Raw genomic sequence first — 16089 nt, forward strand, 5'->3', positions numbered from 1 at the left:
GCGTGGTCACTACTTTAGCGGAATTCCTCGGTGACTCATAATCGAGCCGCGGTCCGAATTTCGGCATGCCGAAATTGTTTCCGGTGAGGAGTCGTGCAGTAGTGGTGTGCCGCGAAGCGGCGGATGGCTGCCGTGGGGCCGGTTGGCTCCGTGGCAACTCGGAGCACACTACACGAGCCCCTGAGGTGCTTCAAACCCGTGCCGGGCAAGGGATTCGCCGGTACGTTGGCCCCATGAATCCGCATGCGCACGGACAGCAGTGGTGGCCCGCCTGACGGCGGCCGACCACCAGCGCATGCATGACCACGGCCGCCGCTTCGGCGGCCGTTCGCGTATCTCCATCCCGCAGCCGGCCGGCGAGGTCCGGCGGTCCCTGAGCGTGGCGCCCGCAGTGGCGGGCGCGCGGTGCGTAGGCACCGGAAAGGGACGAGATGGCGAGGAAGCAGTTTTTCAGCGGTGTGCAGCCGTCGGGGCATCTGACGCTGGGGAACTATCTGGGGGCGGTGCGCCGCTGGGCCGATGAGGACCAGGACCGTGCGGATGCCCTGTTCTGTGTGGTGGACCTGCACGCGCTGACCGTCGAGCACGATCCGGCGCGGGTGCGGCGGCTGAGCCGGCAGGCGGCGACGCTGTTGCTGGCGTCGGGGCTGGATCCGCAGCGGTGCACGGTGTTCGTACAGAGCCATGTCGACGAGCACGTGCGGCTGTCGTACCTGATGGAGTGCACGGCGTCGGACGGTGAGCTGCGGCGGATGCGCCGGTACGAGGAGAGGACCGCGGGCTCGCGGGCGCGCGCGGGAGAGGTGCGGCTGTCCTTGCTGACGTGTCCGGCGCTGATGGCGGCTGACGTGCTGGCGTACGGGACGGATGAGGTGCCGGTCAGGGAGGGCCAGGCGCAGCAGTTGGAGCTGACGCGGGAGCTGGCGGTGCGGTTCAACCGGCGATACGGGCCGACGTTCGTGGTGCCGAAGGCCACCCGTCCCCGGGTGGCGTGGCGGGTGAGGGACCTCCAGAAGCCGGCGTCGGAGATGGGGGCGTCGCAGGCCGGTGCCGCGGGGAGCATTTTTCTGCTGGACGAGGCGGAGACGGTCCGCAGGAAGGTGCTGCGGGCGGTGACCGACGGCCGTCCGGATGTCGCGTACGACCGGGTGGAGCGGCCCGGGGTGGCGAATCTGCTGGATGTGCTGGCGGCCTGTTCGGGAGGTGAGCCGGAGGCGCTGGCCGGTGCGTACGACGCGTGCGGGGCGTTGAAGGAGGACGCGGCCGATGCGGTGGTGGAGCTGTTGCGCCCGGTGCGGGAGCGGCATGCGGAGCTGGCGGCCGATCCCGGGTACGTCGATGCGGTGCTGCGGGCGGGGGCGGTGCGGGCCAGGGAGCTGGCGCGGCCACGGGTGGATGCGGCGTATCGGGCGGTGGGGTTGCTGCCTGCGGTGTGAAAGCAGGGGGGAGAGGGGGAGGGGGCGCGTCCCCTCCCCCCCTTTCTTTATTGGCTGTGGGTCAGCCGTTGCCGGTGGCCAGTTCGCGGCTGCGGTCGCGGGCGGCTTCCAGGGCGGCGAGCATGGCGGCGCGGACGCCGTGGTTCTCCAGTTCGCGGATGGCGTTGATGGTGGTGCCGGCCGGGGACGTGACGTTCTCCCGGAGCTTGACCGGGTGTTCGCCGCTGTCGCGGAGCATCACGGCGGCACCGACCGCGGCCTGCACGATGAGGTCGTGGGCCTTGTCGCGGGGCAGCCCGAGCAGGATGCCGGCGTCGGTCATCGCTTCGACGAGGAAGTAGAAGTAGGCAGGCCCCGAGCCGGAGAGCGCGGTGGCCGCGTCCTGCTGGGTCTCCGGTACCCGCAGGGTCTTGCCGACGCCGGAGAAGATCTCCTCGGCGCGGGTGAGGTGGTCGCCGGTGGCGTGGGTGCCGGCCGAGATGACGGACATCGCCTCGTCCACGAGGGCGGGGGTGTTGGTCATGACCCGGACGACCGGGGTGCCGGCGGCCAGCCGTTCCTCGAAGAAGGCGGTGGGGACGCCTGCCGCGCCGCTGATGACCAGGCGGTCGGCGGGGACGTGCGGCGCCAGCTCGTCGAGGAGGGCGCCCATGTCCTGCGGCTTGACGGTGAGGATCAGGGTGTCGGCGGCCTTGGCGGCCTCCGCGTTGCTGACCGCTTCGACGCCGTAACGGGCGTGCAGTTGTGCGGCGCGCTCGGGGCGGCGCGCGGTGACCAGCAGGTCGCCGGGCGCCCAGCCGCCTCGGATCATGCCGCTGAGCAGGGCTTCGCCGATTTTGCCGGTGCCGAGTACTGCGACCTTCTGGGTCATCGTTCGGGTCCGCCTTTCCGCTGCGCTGGGCTTTCCCGGCCATCCTCGCATCGTGCGGGCGGCGGGTGCGGGGGTGTCCGGTGGGCGGAGGGACGGCGGAGGGGCGGCGCGTCGGCCCGTGGCTTTCGTCAGGCCGTACGGCGTCGGGGTGGGGGCGTGCGGAGGTGTGAATTGCGCTCCGGGGGAGCGCCGGAGTGATCGGAGCTGATCGTTCTCGTCCGATAACTCCGCGTTCACAGGACGGTTACACAGCGGATTGCCTTCCAAGCCGATCGCTTGGACACAATGAAACAAGCTGTCCAACCGCGCCGGAGGGGGGCGACGATGGTGACGTTCACAGTCGGCGCCCGCACGCCGGCCGGGAAACGCCGCGACCGCACGGCGGCGCTGGTCCGGCTGCTGCTGGTGGCCATCGCCCTCATCCTGTCCGTGCCCGCGGCGCCACCCGGTACGTACGGCGCGTCCGCCGCGCGTCTTGTGGCGCCCGTCGCCGCGAACCTGCCCGGCCCGTCCGGCACTTCGGCTCCGCGCACCTCAGCGGTCGCCCGCGACGCCGAGGAGGAGTCGGTGGGCGAGCGCATCCAGCCGCGCCGCAGCGGCCGGTCCGTGGCCGCGCCGTCCGCACCGACGCCGCACTCCGTTCCGCTGCCGTCGTCCGCCCCGGTCCGTACGGCGGGCGGCCTCGCGCTGACGGCTTCGCTGACCGCGCGGCACGCCGTGCCCTTGGCGAGGTCCGGCGAACTCCCGGTCCGGCACGGCGTGTTCCGCTGCTGAGCGGGCCCGGCCCGCGTCGTCAGCTCCTCGCGTCACCTCCTTGCGTCAGCCCCTTGCCGTGACCCTCGTGCCGTAGGCGCGACGTCACAGGCGCAGGTCCCTGACGTCGTAGGCGCAGGTGTCACGCCGTCCCGTCGTGGGCGTCACGCCGTCCCTTCCAGGCCATCCCCGTCCCGAAGGCGTCCCGGGCATTCCAGGTAGCCCGTCCCACGGGCCGTTCCAGGCGCTCGTGCCAGGGGGTTCGTCCCGGTCCGTTCCAGGTGGCCGTTCCCGCACCGTTCCAGGCGTTCGAGGCACGCCGGTCGCGCCGTGCCCGCGACGTCCTGTCCGCACTCGTCCTCGCGACGTCCTGTCCGCACCCGTTCCCGCAGGAGGCATCCGCATGCAACGCATTCCTGTCATCCGCTCCCTACCAACGCTGCGCGCCGACGTCACCGCGTCGCTCGTCGTCTTTCTCGTCGCCGTCCCGCTGTGCGTCGGCGTGGCCGTCGCCTCCGGCGTCCCGGCCGAACTCGGTCTGGTCACCGGCATCGTCGGCGGCCTGCTGACCGGCCTCCTTCCCGGCAGCAGCCTTCAGGTCAGCGGTCCGGCGGCCGGGCTGACCGTGCTCGTGTACGAGGCCGTGCAGGAGTACGGCCTCAGGGCGCTGGGCGCGCTGGTGCTGGCGGCCGGTGTGCTCCAACTGGCCACGGGGGCCCTGCGTCTCGGCCGGTGGTTCCGGGCCATTTCCGTCGCCGTCGTCCAGGGCATGCTGGCGGGCATCGGCCTGGTGCTGATCGCGGGCCAGTTGTACGCGCTGACCGACGCCAAGGCGCCCGGCAGCGGGCTCGCCAACCTGGCCGGGCTGCCCCGGCTGGCCGTCGCGACCGCCGGTTCCGATGCGGCGCTCACCGCGTGCGCCGTGGGGGCGGGCACCATCGCCGTCCTGGCGCTCTGGCCGCGCTGGCGGCCGGCCGCCCGGCTGCTGCCCGCCCCGCTGGCCGCGGTGGCGCTGGCGACGTCGGCGGTCTTCGTCCTCGATCTGCCGGTGGCCAGGGTCGAGGTGCGCGGCCTGCTCGACGCCGTGCAGCCGCCGGGCGGCGCGGACTTCGCGCGGCTCGTGGAACCGGGTGTCGTCCTGGGCGTCCTGGGGACCGTGCTCGCCTTCACGCTGATCGCTTCGGCCGAGTCGCTGTTCAGCGCGGCGGCGGTGGACCGGCTGCACGACGGGCCGGGCACCGACTACGACAAGGAGCTGATGGCGCAGGGCGCGGGCAACGCGGTGTGCGGAGTGCTCGGCGCGCTGCCGATGACCGCGGTGATCGTGCGCAGCGCGGCGAATGTGCAGGCCGGGGCGCGGACGAAGCTGTCGCGTGTGCTGCACGGCGGGTGGATCCTGGTGTTCGCCGCGGCGTTCCCCGCGGCGCTCGGCGTCGTCCCGCTCGCGGCGCTGGCCGGCGTACTGGTGCACGCGGGCTGGAAGCTGATCCCGGTCAGGTCGTTCGGTCCGCTGTGGCGTGCGCACCGGGGCGAGGCCGTGGTGCTGGCCGCGACCGCGGTGGCGATCGTGGTCACCAACATGTTCGAGGGGGTGCTGCTGGGACTCCTGATGGCCGTCGCCAAGTCGGCGTGGGAGACCTCGCACGTCCAGCTGGAGATCACCGACCCGGAGCGTTCCCGGCCCAGGGCGTACCGGGACGAGGCCACCGGGCTGCGGCCGATCCGGGTACGGGCCGTCGGCCATGCGACGTTCCTGCGGCTGCCCAAGGTGCTGGACGAACTGGAGGCGCTGCCCCGGGACAGGGAGATCACGCTCGATCTTTCCGGGCTGCGCCACCTCGACCACGCCTGCGCGGCGGCGCTCGGCGCCTGGGCCGAGGAACGCCGCCCGGCCGGATCCGACGCCGCACCCCCGGCCCCGGCCCCGGCCGACGAGGGGCCGCCCGCCTGACGCCCCCTCTCCCCTCGTTGTCCGCCAAAGGAAGGAAGTGATGTTGCGGCGGAATTGACCGTAGGGTCGTGAGGCTCGTGACCACCGACGGCACGAGCGGTGGGTGCGACCGTCAACAACGCCACCGCCCGCCCGCGCCGTCCCGGCCCACCGGCCGACCGGCCGTCCGCCCGACCCTAGGAGTCCTGTGAACCGCCGGCCCCTCCGCTACTGCGGTGCGACCGCCGCCCTGTCCGTCGCCCTGCTGCTGTCCTCCTGTACGAGCGGGACGGTGGCCGTCAAGGGAACGGCGGGCGCGGGCGGGGTCGGCGACCCGCTGTTCCCCGCGCTCGGCAACGGCGGCTACCAGGTCAGCCACTACGGACTCGACCTCGCCTACGACGTGCCGAAGCAGCACCTCGACGCGACCGCGAAGATCACCGCCCATGCGTCCAAGGACCTCAGCTCCTTCAAGCTCGACCTCCAGGGCCTGAAGGTCTCCGGCGTCCGCGTGGACGGCGAGGACGCCGGCTTCAGCCGTAAGGGGCACAAGCTGACGGTCCGGCCCGCGCAGGCGCTCAGGAAGGGCGCCGAGTTCCGTACGACCGTCGAATACAGCGGCGTACCGCGCGAGTTGAAGGATCCGGACGGCGACACGGACGGCTGGGTGAAGACCTCGGACGGCGCGTTCGTGTCCGGCGAGCCCGCCGGGGCCATGACGTGGTTCCCCGGCAACAACCACCCGTCGGACAAGGCCGCCTACGACTTCCGGATCACCGTGCCCGAGCGCTACACCGCGATCGCCAACGGGGAGCTGCGGTCGAAGAAGACCGCCAAGGGGCGCGCGACGTACAGCTGGCACTCGGCCGAGCCGATGGCGACGTACCTCGCCACCGCCACCATCGGCACGTTCGACGTCCACCAGTCCCGCACATCCGACGGGCTGCCGCTGTACGTCGCGGTGGATCCGAAGGAGGCGAAGGCCAGCGAGAAGGCGCTGGAGCAGCTGCCCGCCATCCTGGAATGGTCCGGCAAACTGTTCGGCGACTACCCCTTCTCATCGGCCGGCGCGATCGTCGACCACACACCGCCGCGGATCGACTGGATAGCGCTGGAGTCGCAGACCAAGCCGGTCTACGCGGGCGCGCCGGACGCCGCGACGGTGGTGCACGAGACGGCCCACCAGTGGTTCGGCGATTCGGTGACGCCGAAGACCTGGGAGGACACCTGGCTCAACGAGTCGTTCGCGACCTACGCCGAGTGGCTGTGGGAAGAGCACAAGGGCGGTCGCACACCCCAGGAGCGGTTCGACGAGCTGGCCGAAACGGACGAGGACGACGATCTCTGGGAGTTCCCGCCCGGCGACCCCCAATACGCCGAGAACGTGACGGCGACGCCGATATACGACCGCGGCGCGATGGTCCTCCAGCAGCTGCGCAACGCCGTCGGCGACAAGACGTTCTTCGGCATCCTCAAGTCCTGGCCCGCCAAGTACCGGCACTCCAACGCCGACACGGATGACTTCATCGACTTCTGCCAGGAGCGCACGGACGAGGACCTGACCGACCTCTTCGACGACTGGCTGTACGGGGAGGGCCAGCCGGATTGGGAGTACTGAGCCGGGGCGGGCCGGGCCGCTTCCCGGCCGTGCCGCTTCCCGGCGGGGCCGGTACCGGCGGCCGGATCGGTCCCCCGGCGGAGGCCGCACGCCACGCCGCTCGCGCATCCCGGCCGGTCCCCCGGCGGGCCCTGTCCGCGCGTCCCGGTCAGTCCGCCGACGGCCGCAGGGCGACCGTGAGGTACACCGCGTACGCCTCCTCCACGACGCCGTCGGGGAAGACCTCAAGCAGCGCGGCGCGTTCGTCCGCCAGCACGGGGGCGCTCGCGGCGGGGCCGATCGTGGCGAAGTAGGAGCGGCTGCCGAGCATGGCGAGGTGGGTCTCGACGGGAATCCGGCGGGTCCAGCGCACGGTCCGCAGGACGGGCCGCAGGCCGAGGCCGAGGCGGCGGATCAGGTCGGGGGCGCGGCGTACCACGTCGTGGCGGTGGTAGCCGGGCAGCCGGCGGGCGAGCCGGTCCTCCTGTTCGGCGGCCCAGGGGACGTCCGGGTCGGGGACGTTCCACCACAGGGCCAGGGCGCCGCCGGGCCGCAGCACCCGCAGGGCCTCGGGGACGGAGTGCGCCGGGTCGGTCCAGTGCCAGGACTGCGCGTAGCAGACGAAGTCGAGGCCGGCGCCGCCGGAGAGGGGCAGCGCGTCACCGAGTCCGCGGATCAGCGGGACACCGGGGTGCGCGGACCGCAGCTCGGCGGCCATCGCCGCCCCCGGCTCCACCGCCGTCACCCGGGCGCCGCGCGCGGCCAGCAGGCCCGTCGAAATGCCGGTCCCGGCGCCGACGTCCAGCACCCGCGCCCCGGAGAGCGGCCGTCCCGCCAGCTCGTCGACCGCGTCGAAAAGCTCCGGCGGATACCCGGGCCTGGCCGCCGCGTACTGGGCGGCGACGGCATCGAACGACCTGGCCAACGCCGCCGTATCGGGCGCTCGGCGGTTCCCGGACGGCATCGGGCTTCGGCGCGGTGAGGAAGAGGGCACCGGCCAAGCCTGCCCCGTCGGCCGCCCCGCGTACAGGGTGCAGGGCCCCCGCTACCGCCGCTTCTTCCCCTTCGGCTTGGGCTTCTTGGCGGCCGGATTGCCGGTGCGGGAGGTGCGGCGGCGTTCGTGGCGTTCGCGGGCCGCGGTGTATTCGGCGCGGCGGAGTTTTTCGCCGGGTGCCTCGATCAGGCTGCGGCAGAAGTAGGCGAGCAGCGAGCCGATGAAGCCGATGAGCAGCAGGCTCTGGGCGGATTTGTCGGCTGCGCTGTCCGATGCGGGCGCGGGGCGGCGGACGTACCCCTCCCAGGTGCGGCGGAACGCCAGCGCGCTGCAGACCGCGAAGCCGACGACGACCAGGAGGCTGACGAACGGGCCGACGTCCCCGAACTCAAGCCCCTGGAAGGCGAAGCGGAGGATGAGCGCGCCGACCGCGGCGAGCAGCAGCGAGCCGACCGCGACTCCGGCCCTGCGCAGGGCGTAGCCGCGGTCGTGGCGGACCCAGCTGGTGCCGAAGAAGCGGATCTCCTCCGGCTCGGGCCCGCCACGCTCCTGGCCGCCGCGCTCGGTGGCGTCCCGCTCGGGGCCGCCCGGTGGCGTCTGCTCGTCGCTCATGCCACCGATTATCCCCGGCGGCAACGGCTCAGGCCGGGCTCAGGCCATGCAGCGCTGCGCGACGAAACCGTCACTGCCCGTCCTGACATAGCTGTCGGAGATGTACTGCCCCGGCCCGATGTTGTCCCAGATGTTCGAGGTGCCGTACGGGCCGACGACCCACTGCCCGTACCGCTGGCAGAGGATCCGGACGTGCGCGCCGTCCGGCAGGTGTCCGACGACCGGCGTGTTGGTGCCCGCGCCCTCGCGGATGTTCACGCGGTAGCCGGGTGCGAGAGGGTACGTGGCCCGCTCGGCGGCCAGGGTGCCGACGGCCGCCTCGCCATCGGCCGGCTCCGCGGCGCGGTTGAGCTGGTCCTGTGTGCTGCTCATGTGTTCTCCCCCGTGGAAAACGCGCACCCCATCGGTGCGCTGTTGCGCGCCGCCCAAGCCGGGCCGCGCGTCCTGCAACGCGCACGCTAGCAAGCCTCGTTCGTCTCGCACGTGTCATCGACTAGGCTCCGCGCGTCGCACCTGCGACCGAATCTCACGGGGGTGGAATCGATGGGGTCGCTGCGTGATCTCGGTCTCGACCCGGAAGCGGAACGTCCGGAATACGCTGGGCAGTACCGCCTGGAGGCGCGTCTCGGGGCCGGCGGCATGGGCGTGGTCCATCTCGCGCGCTCCTCGTCCGGGCTGCTGCTCGCGGTCAAGGTCATCCATGCCGAATTCGCCCAAGACCCGGAGTTCCGGGGGCGGTTCCGGCAGGAGGTGGCCGCCGCGCGACGCGTCAGCGGCGCCTTCACCGCGCCCGTTGTGGACGCCGACCCGGACGCGGGGCGCCCCTGGATGGCGACCCTCCACATCCCCGGACCCACCCTCTCCGACCATGTGAAGCGGAACGGCCCGCTGGCCCCCGGCGAGGTCCGCAGGCTGGCGTCGGGACTGGCCGAGGCGCTGCGCGACATCCACCGCGCCGGGGTCGTGCACCGCGATCTGAAACCGGGGAACGTCCTGCTGGCCGCCGACGGCCCGAAGGTCATCGACTTCGGCATCTCGCGCCCCTCCGACAGCGAGATGCGCACCGAGACGGGCAAGCTGATCGGCACGCCGCCGTTCATGGCGCCCGAGCAGTTCCAGCGCCCGCGCGAGGTGGGCCCGCAGGCGGACGTCTTCGCGCTGGGCTCGGTCCTGGTGCACGCCGCCACCGGCAGCGGCCCCTTCGACTCGGAGAGCCCGTACCTGGTGGCGTACCAGGTGGTGCACGACGAGGCCGATCTGGCGGGTGTGCCCGACGAGTTGGCGCCGCTGATCGCCGCCTGCCTGGCCAAGGACCCGGCACACCGGCCGACACCGGACGCCCTGATGGACCTGCTGCGGACGGACCTGCCCACACCGGCGCACACCGACCTGCCGGACGAACTGCGGGACGCCCCCGGGGAGAACCCGCGAAACGCCTGGGCCCCGTACGCCGCGTTCCCGGAGGCCGTCCCAGGGTCTGCCCCAGGGGCCGCCCCCGAGGCCATCCCGGGGCCTGCCCCTGACGGCTTCCCTGACGCCGCCCCCCATGCCGCCCCCCACGCCGCCCCGGAGCCGCGGATTCCGGGCCAACGCCGCCCGGTACGCGTCGAATCCGCCCCGTCCCCCGGCCCCGCCGACGCCACCCACGGCCCCGCCGACGCCACCCACGTACGCGCCCGCAGCCCGCTCACCACCCCACCACCGGCCGCCCCCGCGAACCGCACCGACGACGACAATCCCCCCTTCACCGCCGACCGCCCCCGCTCCCCCTCCCCCTCCCTCACCACCAAACGCCGACGTCGCCGCCGCGCCTGGCCGGTCTGGGCCGCCGCCGCCCTGATCGTGGCCGGCGCCGGCACCTTCGCCGGCGTACGCGCCCTGTCCGACGGCGCCCCGACGCAGCCGACCCGCCCACCACGCGCCGCGGACGAGTTCAGGCCCTGGCGGACCACGCTGGTCCACCGCCCGGCCGGCTACCGCGCCGAAATGCCGGCCTGCGCCCCCGGAGCCACCCACGGCGACGGCCCCGACGCCCTCTTCTGCGTCCAGCCAGGACTGCTCGCCGCCCGCGTCGACGCCGGCACCGGCACGGTCCGCTGGCGCCGCACCGGACCCAAGCGCGGCCCCGAGGACGCACCCCCCACCCCGCCGGTCCTCTCCGGCGGCCTGCTCTACGTGACCTCCCCCGACGGCACCCGCATCGACGCCCTCGACCCGTCACCCGACGGCCACGGCGCCACCCGCTGGAGCAAGGACCTGACCGGCTACAAAGGCGGCTCGGCCGTCATCGGGAACGTCCTGCTGCTGACCGCCGACGACGGCACCGTCACCGCCCTGGACAGCGCCACCCACCGGCAGCTCTGGCACAAGCCCTTCCCCGGCCACGCCCTGCCGTCCTTCAAGACGTACGGCGCCCCCACCCTCGCGTACGCCGCCGAGCCCTCCACCGACGGCTCCACCACCCGCGTCACCGCCATCGACCCGCGGCACGGCACGGTCCGCTGGCACACCCGCATCGCGGGCTCGCTCACCCCCGTCGGCACCGGCGCGTCCGGCACCCTCTATCTCACCGCGGCCGACCCGAAGTTCACCTTCCGCACCACGGCCGTCGTCCGCTACGACCCGAAGCGCGGACGCGGCGAACGGCTGCCGCTCGCCGCACCGCTCGACGGCGTGACGGCCACCGTGCACGGCGAGACCGCGTACCTGCTCGCGGAGGGCGGCGCACTCCAGGCCGTCGGGGAAAGGCACTGGGACGTCGAAACGTCGGTCGCCCGCGGCTCGTCCCCGGTGGCGACGGCGGACGACCGCCTCTACCTGACCTCCGCCGACGGCCGCCTCCTCGCCGTCGACACCCGCACCGGCGGCCTCACCGGACAGACCCGGGCCCGCCTGACAGCCGCCCGCCACAACGGCTTCCTGGAGTCGCTCCCCGCCCCGGTCCCCGACCCACACCGAGGCCGCATCTACGCCGCCGCCCCCGACGGCACGGTCTTCGGCGCCTCCACCAAGAACCCATCCACCTGGTGACGACCGGGCCTTCGCGCCCGCACGTCCCCCACATGACACGGACACACGCACACCTCCCGCCGCACCCCAGGCACCGGCCGGACAGGCCCCAACTCCCCCTTCTTGCACGCCCCATGAGTGCCGACGTGGCACGCGGGCGACACGTACGGAGCGAGCACGTACGGCCGCGCGGTCACCGCGCCGTCGCCCGCTTGATCACAGCGATCAGCCGCGACGCCGTATCCAGATTGCACCGCCCCAACTCAACCAGGACACCGGCCCGTTCGTAACCGTACGAAGCCGCCTCCACTCCCAACGACGGCAGCACGATCCCCGCCTCTTTGAGTGCCCCCGCCAATTCCTCGCAGGCCGACTCGGCTTCCTCGATGCGGTCTGTCGTCATGGCATTGCTCTCTGCCTGGCGTTCCGATGATTCGACCGTCCCGCCTCGGCTCGCCGGCTTCTGCTTCGAAACCGCCGGAGCGCAGGGCCGACTTGGTCATGCCATGACTATCGATTCGCACCCACGACGCGTGCAGGGGCGTTTCCCTGCCATCCGCGACTCGTTGGCCGTACCGTCGGAAGTGGCAGAAACGTCGAGGGGAAGACCTTGGACACTGCGCTATGTGACGCTATGGAAGCTGCCGAAATGAGCGCCGTCAGGCTCGCACGTACAGTCGGTGTGGACGTGGAGACCGTCAAGAAGTGGCGGGCAAACCCGGCCCGCGCGCCGCACGGGACCACGCGTGCACAGGTGTCGAAAGCGCTTGGAGTGGACGAAATGATCTTGCGGCCCAGGGGCGTGCGCAGCGTCGTGAAAACGGGTGCGAGCCGGGAGATCGTCGCCGCGTACCCATACCGCAACGCCTGCCCAACAATCGTGTGGGGCCGCCTCATTGACGCCGCCGAACGCGACCTCACGTTCGCCGGCTACACCAACTACTTCATCTGGCAGGAACACCAGAAGATCGCCGACCGCCTGCGGGCGAAAGCGGCGTCCGGTGCGGCCGTGCGCTTCCTCGTCGGCGACCCGGAATCGCGGGTCACCAAGGACCGCGAAGAGGTGGAGGGCGTCCCGCTGACGGTCGGAACCCGCATCCGGATCACCCTGGACGCCCTGTCGCGGCTCCAGGACGAGCCCGGTGTATCCGCGCGCCACTCCGACGCGCATATCGCCCTGAGCGTCTTCACCTTCGACGACGACATGCTGGTGACACCCCACCTGTCCAGCCTGCTGGGACACGAGTCCCCCATGCTGCACCTGCGACGCCTCGGCCCGGACGGGCTGTTCGACCGGTTCGCCGGGCACGTGGATGCCCTGTGGAAGGACGGGCGGCCGGTCGAGTTCTGAGGCCCCGGGCACTGGGCACCGGGAGCGGGCGGAATGATCTCGTGGTCCACGGGCATCAGGATCAGAGTCCGGGTATTGCGGCCGTCCTCCGATGTGCGTTCGAGCCCCTCCACTTCAGCTGACTTCATTCTTATTCGCGAGCTTCAGGCCCGCGCTCCCATGCCCTGGTCAGAGCCGATCGGAGAGTAGCCGCGGTGGCCCCTGGCCCGCCTATCGCGGTGGCTGGAACCGGACGGTCGGCGTTTCGCACAACGGTTCAACGGTAATCGGTCGAACCCGGCGAACTGCGCGCGTCAGCGCACGCCCAGAGCGGCATCGCCGACGACATCAAGAAGCCCTGCGACAAGGCCGTCACCGAAACCGGCACGGCCGCGGACTCCGCTCACGGATGGTCGGTCGCCTCGGGGCTGCACATGATCGGCGAGACCTGGAAGCCGGCCCTCGACGGCCTGCACAAGCGGCTGTTGTGGGGCGCGGGCAACCTGCGCGACACCGCTGACAACCATGAGTGGAACGAAGACATGGTTGATCAGGACTTCGAGGACTTCGACGGGGACATGGAGGACGTGATCATGTCCGCGCCCGCCACGGGACCGGCCCTCACCTCGGGGCCCGCGCCCGCCACGGGGCCCGCGCCCGGTTCGGGGCCCGCGCCCGGTTCGGGGCCCGCGCCCGCCGAGCCCGAAGGGAATTCCGCTCGGCGGAGCGCCGAGGCCGAGGACTTCCTCGTCGACGACTCCGGGAGGGTGATGGAGGCCGTCTGCGACGCGGACGAGTCACCGGAGGAGACGCAGGCCAAGCTGGACCGCGTCCAGCGCTTCCAGGAGGAGATCGACACCGCGGTCAAGGACGCCCGCAAGGCCGGCGCCGACGGCCACAAGGCCCTGTCGGAACTCCGCGGCGACCTCATGGACCGCAAGAACAGGCACATGGCAGCCGAGTCCGCGGCCGACACCCAGGAGGCCATGAAGGACCTGGGCATCGAGGGGCCGCAGATTCCCAAGGACCCCAAGGACGCCGCCGCTTGGTGGAAGGGCCTGGACGAGGACACCCGCCAGGAGTACGCCACCATGTACCCGGAGCGGATCGGCAAGACCAACGGCCTCCCGAGCGACGTACGGGACGACGCGAACCGGCTGTCCCTGGACCAGCAGCTCAACTTCGTCGCCGGCAGCGACCAGTCGATATCCGGAATCTCCCAGGACCGTCACAACCTGGAGACCCTGAAGGCCGAACTCGACAAGCGCGACGGCGCGAAGGGGAACAAGAAGCTCTATCTCCTGGATTTCGACGAGTTCGAGGACGGCAAGGCCGTCATCGCCATGGGAAACCCGGACACCGCGGACAACGTCGGCGTACAGGTCCCCGGAACCGCGACGACGATGGACTCGACGGGCGGGCAGCTGTCGCGGATCGATAAGTTGCAGCGGTCGGCCGAGCGGGCCGACCCGTCGGCGAACACCTCGATGGTCTACTGGCTCGGCTACGACGCTCCGGAAGTTCCCGTCTCGGAGGCCCCGAACCTCGCGGTGGGCGGCACCGGCCGGGCCGACGACGCGGCACCGGACCTCCGGGACTTCACCCACGGCCTGCGTGCCTCACACGAGGGGTCCGACCCGGCACACATGACCGTTCTGGGGCACAGCTACGGCGCCACGGTCGTGGGGGACGCGGATGCCGGCGGCAAAGGGGCTCGGCGCCGACAGCATCTCCGTCGTCGGCAGCCCGGGAATGACGGTCGGCAGCGCATCCGACCTGCACGTCGGATCGGACCACTTCTACACCGGGCTCGCCGACGACGACAAAATCAAACTGGCACAAGGGCTGACGCTCGGGCCCGACCCGAACACCGGCGCCTTCGGTGGAACGCGGTTCGTCACTGATACGCATGGCCACAGCGGCTATTGGGACGACCACAGCAAGAGCCTCGCCAATCAGGGGCGGAGCATTGCCGGCCAGGAGCCGGACAAGGCCATTCCCACTCCCATCAACATGTGAGAGCCATTCTTGAGAGGCGCTGTTTCCCCGTGGCGGGCAACGTTTTTGCGACGCACCCTCCCCCTTGTCCTGGCCGCCTCGGTCATCCTGTCCACCGGAGCTTGTATGTCCCAGAATTCCGACGATGCCAACAAGCCGCTGCCGCGTAAGAGCCGTGAGAACGCGCTGACTTGGGCGAAGCGCTACACCTCGACCATGGCGCATTTTGCCGAGGTGAAGGTGGGCAACACGTATGGCCCGTTCACGGACTTCGAGGACTGCGTCGGCCAGAGTGACGAGGTGGCTGAGGACGGCCGGTACACCCTGACCTACACCGTGTACGCCGATCTCCCCCGGGAAGAACACATCGCGGCGGTCCGCAAACTCCGGGCGGCGCTGAAGGAGCACGGCGTGGACGTCTCGTCGTACGAGGAACGCCCGCACACCCATCAGGTCATCCTCGACGGCTACCACGAAAAGGAGAATTTCTCCCTCATCGCCGACACCGCAAAACCCCCCAACACCCTCCGCCTCTCCGTCAGCACCCCCTGCTTCCTGCCGCCCGGCGCGAAACAGCAGAAGTTCTAACGCCCGTTCACGGGCATTCCATCCCGCTCAGCATGCGTTTGATGATGGCGCAGACCATCTCCTCGATGGATCCGGGATCAAGGGGATCGCCCTTGTCCCCCTTTTCGCCTTTGTCGCCACGCGGGCCGGGGTCGCCCTTGGGCCCGGGGTCGCCCCGCTCACCTCGTGGGCCGGGCTCACCCGCGTCGCCCCGCTCACCCGCTTCGCCGTCCCGGCCGGAGCATCCGGGCTCACCACGCTCGCCTTGTGCGCCCGGCTCGCCCCGGGGGCCGGGCGCACCCTCATCGCCTTTGTCGCCCCGCTCGCCTTTGCAGCCCGCCTCGCCCCGCTCCCCCTTGTCGCCTTTCCGGCCTCGTTGCCCCGGGTCGCCCTTGTCGCCCCGCTCGCCTTTCTCGCCGTCCCGGCCCGGATCCCCCCTCCCTCCCTTTTCCCCCTTGCTTCCCTTTTCCCCTTGATCTCCCTTCTCCCCGCGTTGCCCGGGATCACCTCGATCGCCTTTCTCGCCCCGCTCACCCTCGTCGCCCGCATCTCCTTTTCGTCCGCGAGGCCCGGTTTCACCCTTCTCGCCGCGGAATCCCGGAATCCCTCTGGGGGGATCTTTGATGGCGATGCAAACCGTTACGGTGACGCATTCACATTCCGTCCCTTTCCTGAGCATCAGGTCGGTCTCACATAAGGGGGCCTGCGGAGATACTTCGAAATCCCCCACCCAGTAGCACGTTCCGGAAATAGGCGTGAGGCTGTGCCAGATACCTGAACCGCCAGTGACGGCGGAGGTGCTGTATTCGACTTCTCCGCCGCCTGCCGGCCTGGGCCAGTAGACGATAATCTTGGCGCTCACTCCGGGATACAGCGGATCCCCGAAGAAAACGAGGAGGGAAGAGTTCTGATGATCGACAGGCGTGGCCATGTCTTCTCCTTGAGGCTGGCGCTGGAGGGGGTGGGCGGGGCACGTGGGCACTGCTCCCGCG

The 16089-nt window shown here is 71.4% G+C and carries 14 protein-coding genes and 1 pseudogene; 9 read left to right on the top strand and 6 right to left on the bottom strand.

The genetic code is table 11. From position 1 onward, the window contains the following. The first annotated feature begins 431 nt into the window (after nt 1-431). Nucleotides 432-1436, top strand: coding sequence for a tryptophan--tRNA ligase (gene trpS, locus ACGFNI_RS23010; protein WP_393686499.1), 1005 nt, complete (start codon nt 432-434; stop codon nt 1434-1436). A 61-nt stretch (nt 1437-1497) separates the two neighbouring features. Here the strand turns inward: trpS and proC are convergent, their stop codons facing one another. Next, the gene (gene proC / locus ACGFNI_RS23015) at nt 1498-2307 is read right to left on the bottom strand and encodes a pyrroline-5-carboxylate reductase (protein ID WP_393686500.1); all 810 of its coding nucleotides are present in this window, start codon (nt 2305-2307) and stop codon (nt 1498-1500) included. A gap of 324 nt (nt 2308-2631) precedes the next feature. On the opposite strand from proC, the gene ACGFNI_RS23020 reads away from it, so the two are divergent. From ACGFNI_RS23020 to ACGFNI_RS23030, 3 genes are all read left to right on the top strand, one after another. Next, nucleotides 2632-3081: a hypothetical protein gene (locus tag ACGFNI_RS23020; protein WP_393686501.1), complete on the top strand. Its 450-nt coding sequence runs from the start codon at nt 2632-2634 to the stop codon at nt 3079-3081. 382 nt (nt 3082-3463) lie between these two features. Next, a complete protein-coding gene (locus ACGFNI_RS23025; protein ID WP_393686502.1) occupies nt 3464-5011 on the top strand; it encodes a SulP family inorganic anion transporter in 1548 nt (515 codons plus the stop codon). Nucleotides 5012-5198: 187 nt separating this feature from the next. Beyond that, nucleotides 5199-6608: a M1 family metallopeptidase gene (locus ACGFNI_RS23030; RefSeq protein ID WP_393686503.1), complete on the top strand. Its 1410-nt coding sequence runs from the start codon at nt 5199-5201 to the stop codon at nt 6606-6608. Between the two features lie 148 nt (nt 6609-6756). Here the strand turns inward: ACGFNI_RS23030 and ACGFNI_RS23035 are convergent, their stop codons facing one another. The 3 genes from ACGFNI_RS23035 to ACGFNI_RS23045 all read right to left on the bottom strand — a co-directional run bounded on the left by ACGFNI_RS23035 (nt 6757) and on the right by ACGFNI_RS23045 (nt 8565). Continuing rightward, nucleotides 6757-7551, bottom strand: a complete 795-nt coding sequence (locus ACGFNI_RS23035) for a class I SAM-dependent methyltransferase (RefSeq protein ID WP_393686504.1) — start codon at nt 7549-7551, stop codon at nt 6757-6759. Between the two features lie 81 nt (nt 7552-7632). Further along, nucleotides 7633-8193 carry a hypothetical protein gene (locus tag ACGFNI_RS23040; protein WP_393686505.1) on the bottom strand — a complete coding sequence of 187 codons (561 nt, stop codon included), beginning with the start codon at nt 8191-8193 and terminating at the stop codon, nt 7633-7635. A 39-nt stretch (nt 8194-8232) separates the two neighbouring features. Further along, nucleotides 8233-8565 carry an SH3 domain-containing protein gene (locus ACGFNI_RS23045; RefSeq protein WP_393686506.1) on the bottom strand — a complete coding sequence of 111 codons (333 nt, stop codon included), beginning with the start codon at nt 8563-8565 and terminating at the stop codon, nt 8233-8235. Between the two features lie 171 nt (nt 8566-8736). Here ACGFNI_RS23045 and ACGFNI_RS23050 point away from each other — a divergent pair, with 171 nt between their 5' ends. Then, entirely contained in the window at nt 8737-11223 is a 2487-nt protein-coding gene (locus tag ACGFNI_RS23050) for a PQQ-binding-like beta-propeller repeat protein (RefSeq protein WP_393686507.1), read from the top strand. Nucleotides 11224-11395: 172 nt separating this feature from the next. On the opposite strand, the gene ACGFNI_RS23055 is transcribed toward ACGFNI_RS23050, so the two are convergent. Further along, nucleotides 11396-11605, bottom strand: coding sequence for a hypothetical protein (locus ACGFNI_RS23055; RefSeq protein WP_393686508.1), 210 nt, complete (start codon nt 11603-11605; stop codon nt 11396-11398). A gap of 285 nt (nt 11606-11890) precedes the next feature. Between ACGFNI_RS23055 and ACGFNI_RS23060 the strand changes: the two genes are divergently transcribed. From ACGFNI_RS23060 to ACGFNI_RS23075, 4 genes and pseudogenes are all read left to right on the top strand, one after another. Further along, on the top strand, nt 11891-12553 hold the full coding sequence (locus tag ACGFNI_RS23060; protein WP_393686509.1) for a hypothetical protein: 663 nt from the start codon (nt 11891-11893) through the stop codon (nt 12551-12553). 1070 nt (nt 12554-13623) lie between these two features. Beyond that, a pseudogene (locus ACGFNI_RS23065) lies at nt 13624-14214 on the top strand (alpha/beta hydrolase); the annotation flags it as partial. Nucleotides 14215-14284: 70 nt separating this feature from the next. Further along, a complete protein-coding gene (locus ACGFNI_RS23070; RefSeq protein ID WP_393686510.1) occupies nt 14285-14551 on the top strand; it encodes a hypothetical protein in 267 nt (88 codons plus the stop codon). Nucleotides 14552-14656: 105 nt separating this feature from the next. Beyond that, nucleotides 14657-15118, top strand: a complete 462-nt coding sequence (locus ACGFNI_RS23075; RefSeq protein WP_393686511.1) for a hypothetical protein — start codon at nt 14657-14659, stop codon at nt 15116-15118. 7 nt (nt 15119-15125) lie between these two features. Here ACGFNI_RS23075 and ACGFNI_RS23080 read toward each other — a convergent pair whose 3' ends face one another. Continuing rightward, a complete protein-coding gene (locus ACGFNI_RS23080; protein WP_393686512.1) occupies nt 15126-16028 on the bottom strand; it encodes a hypothetical protein in 903 nt (300 codons plus the stop codon). Nucleotides 16029-16089: the final 61 nt, after the last annotated feature.

The sequence above is a fragment of the Streptomyces sp. NPDC048644 genome, from assembly GCF_043199105.1.
Classification (GTDB): domain Bacteria; phylum Actinomycetota; class Actinomycetes; order Streptomycetales; family Streptomycetaceae; genus Streptomyces.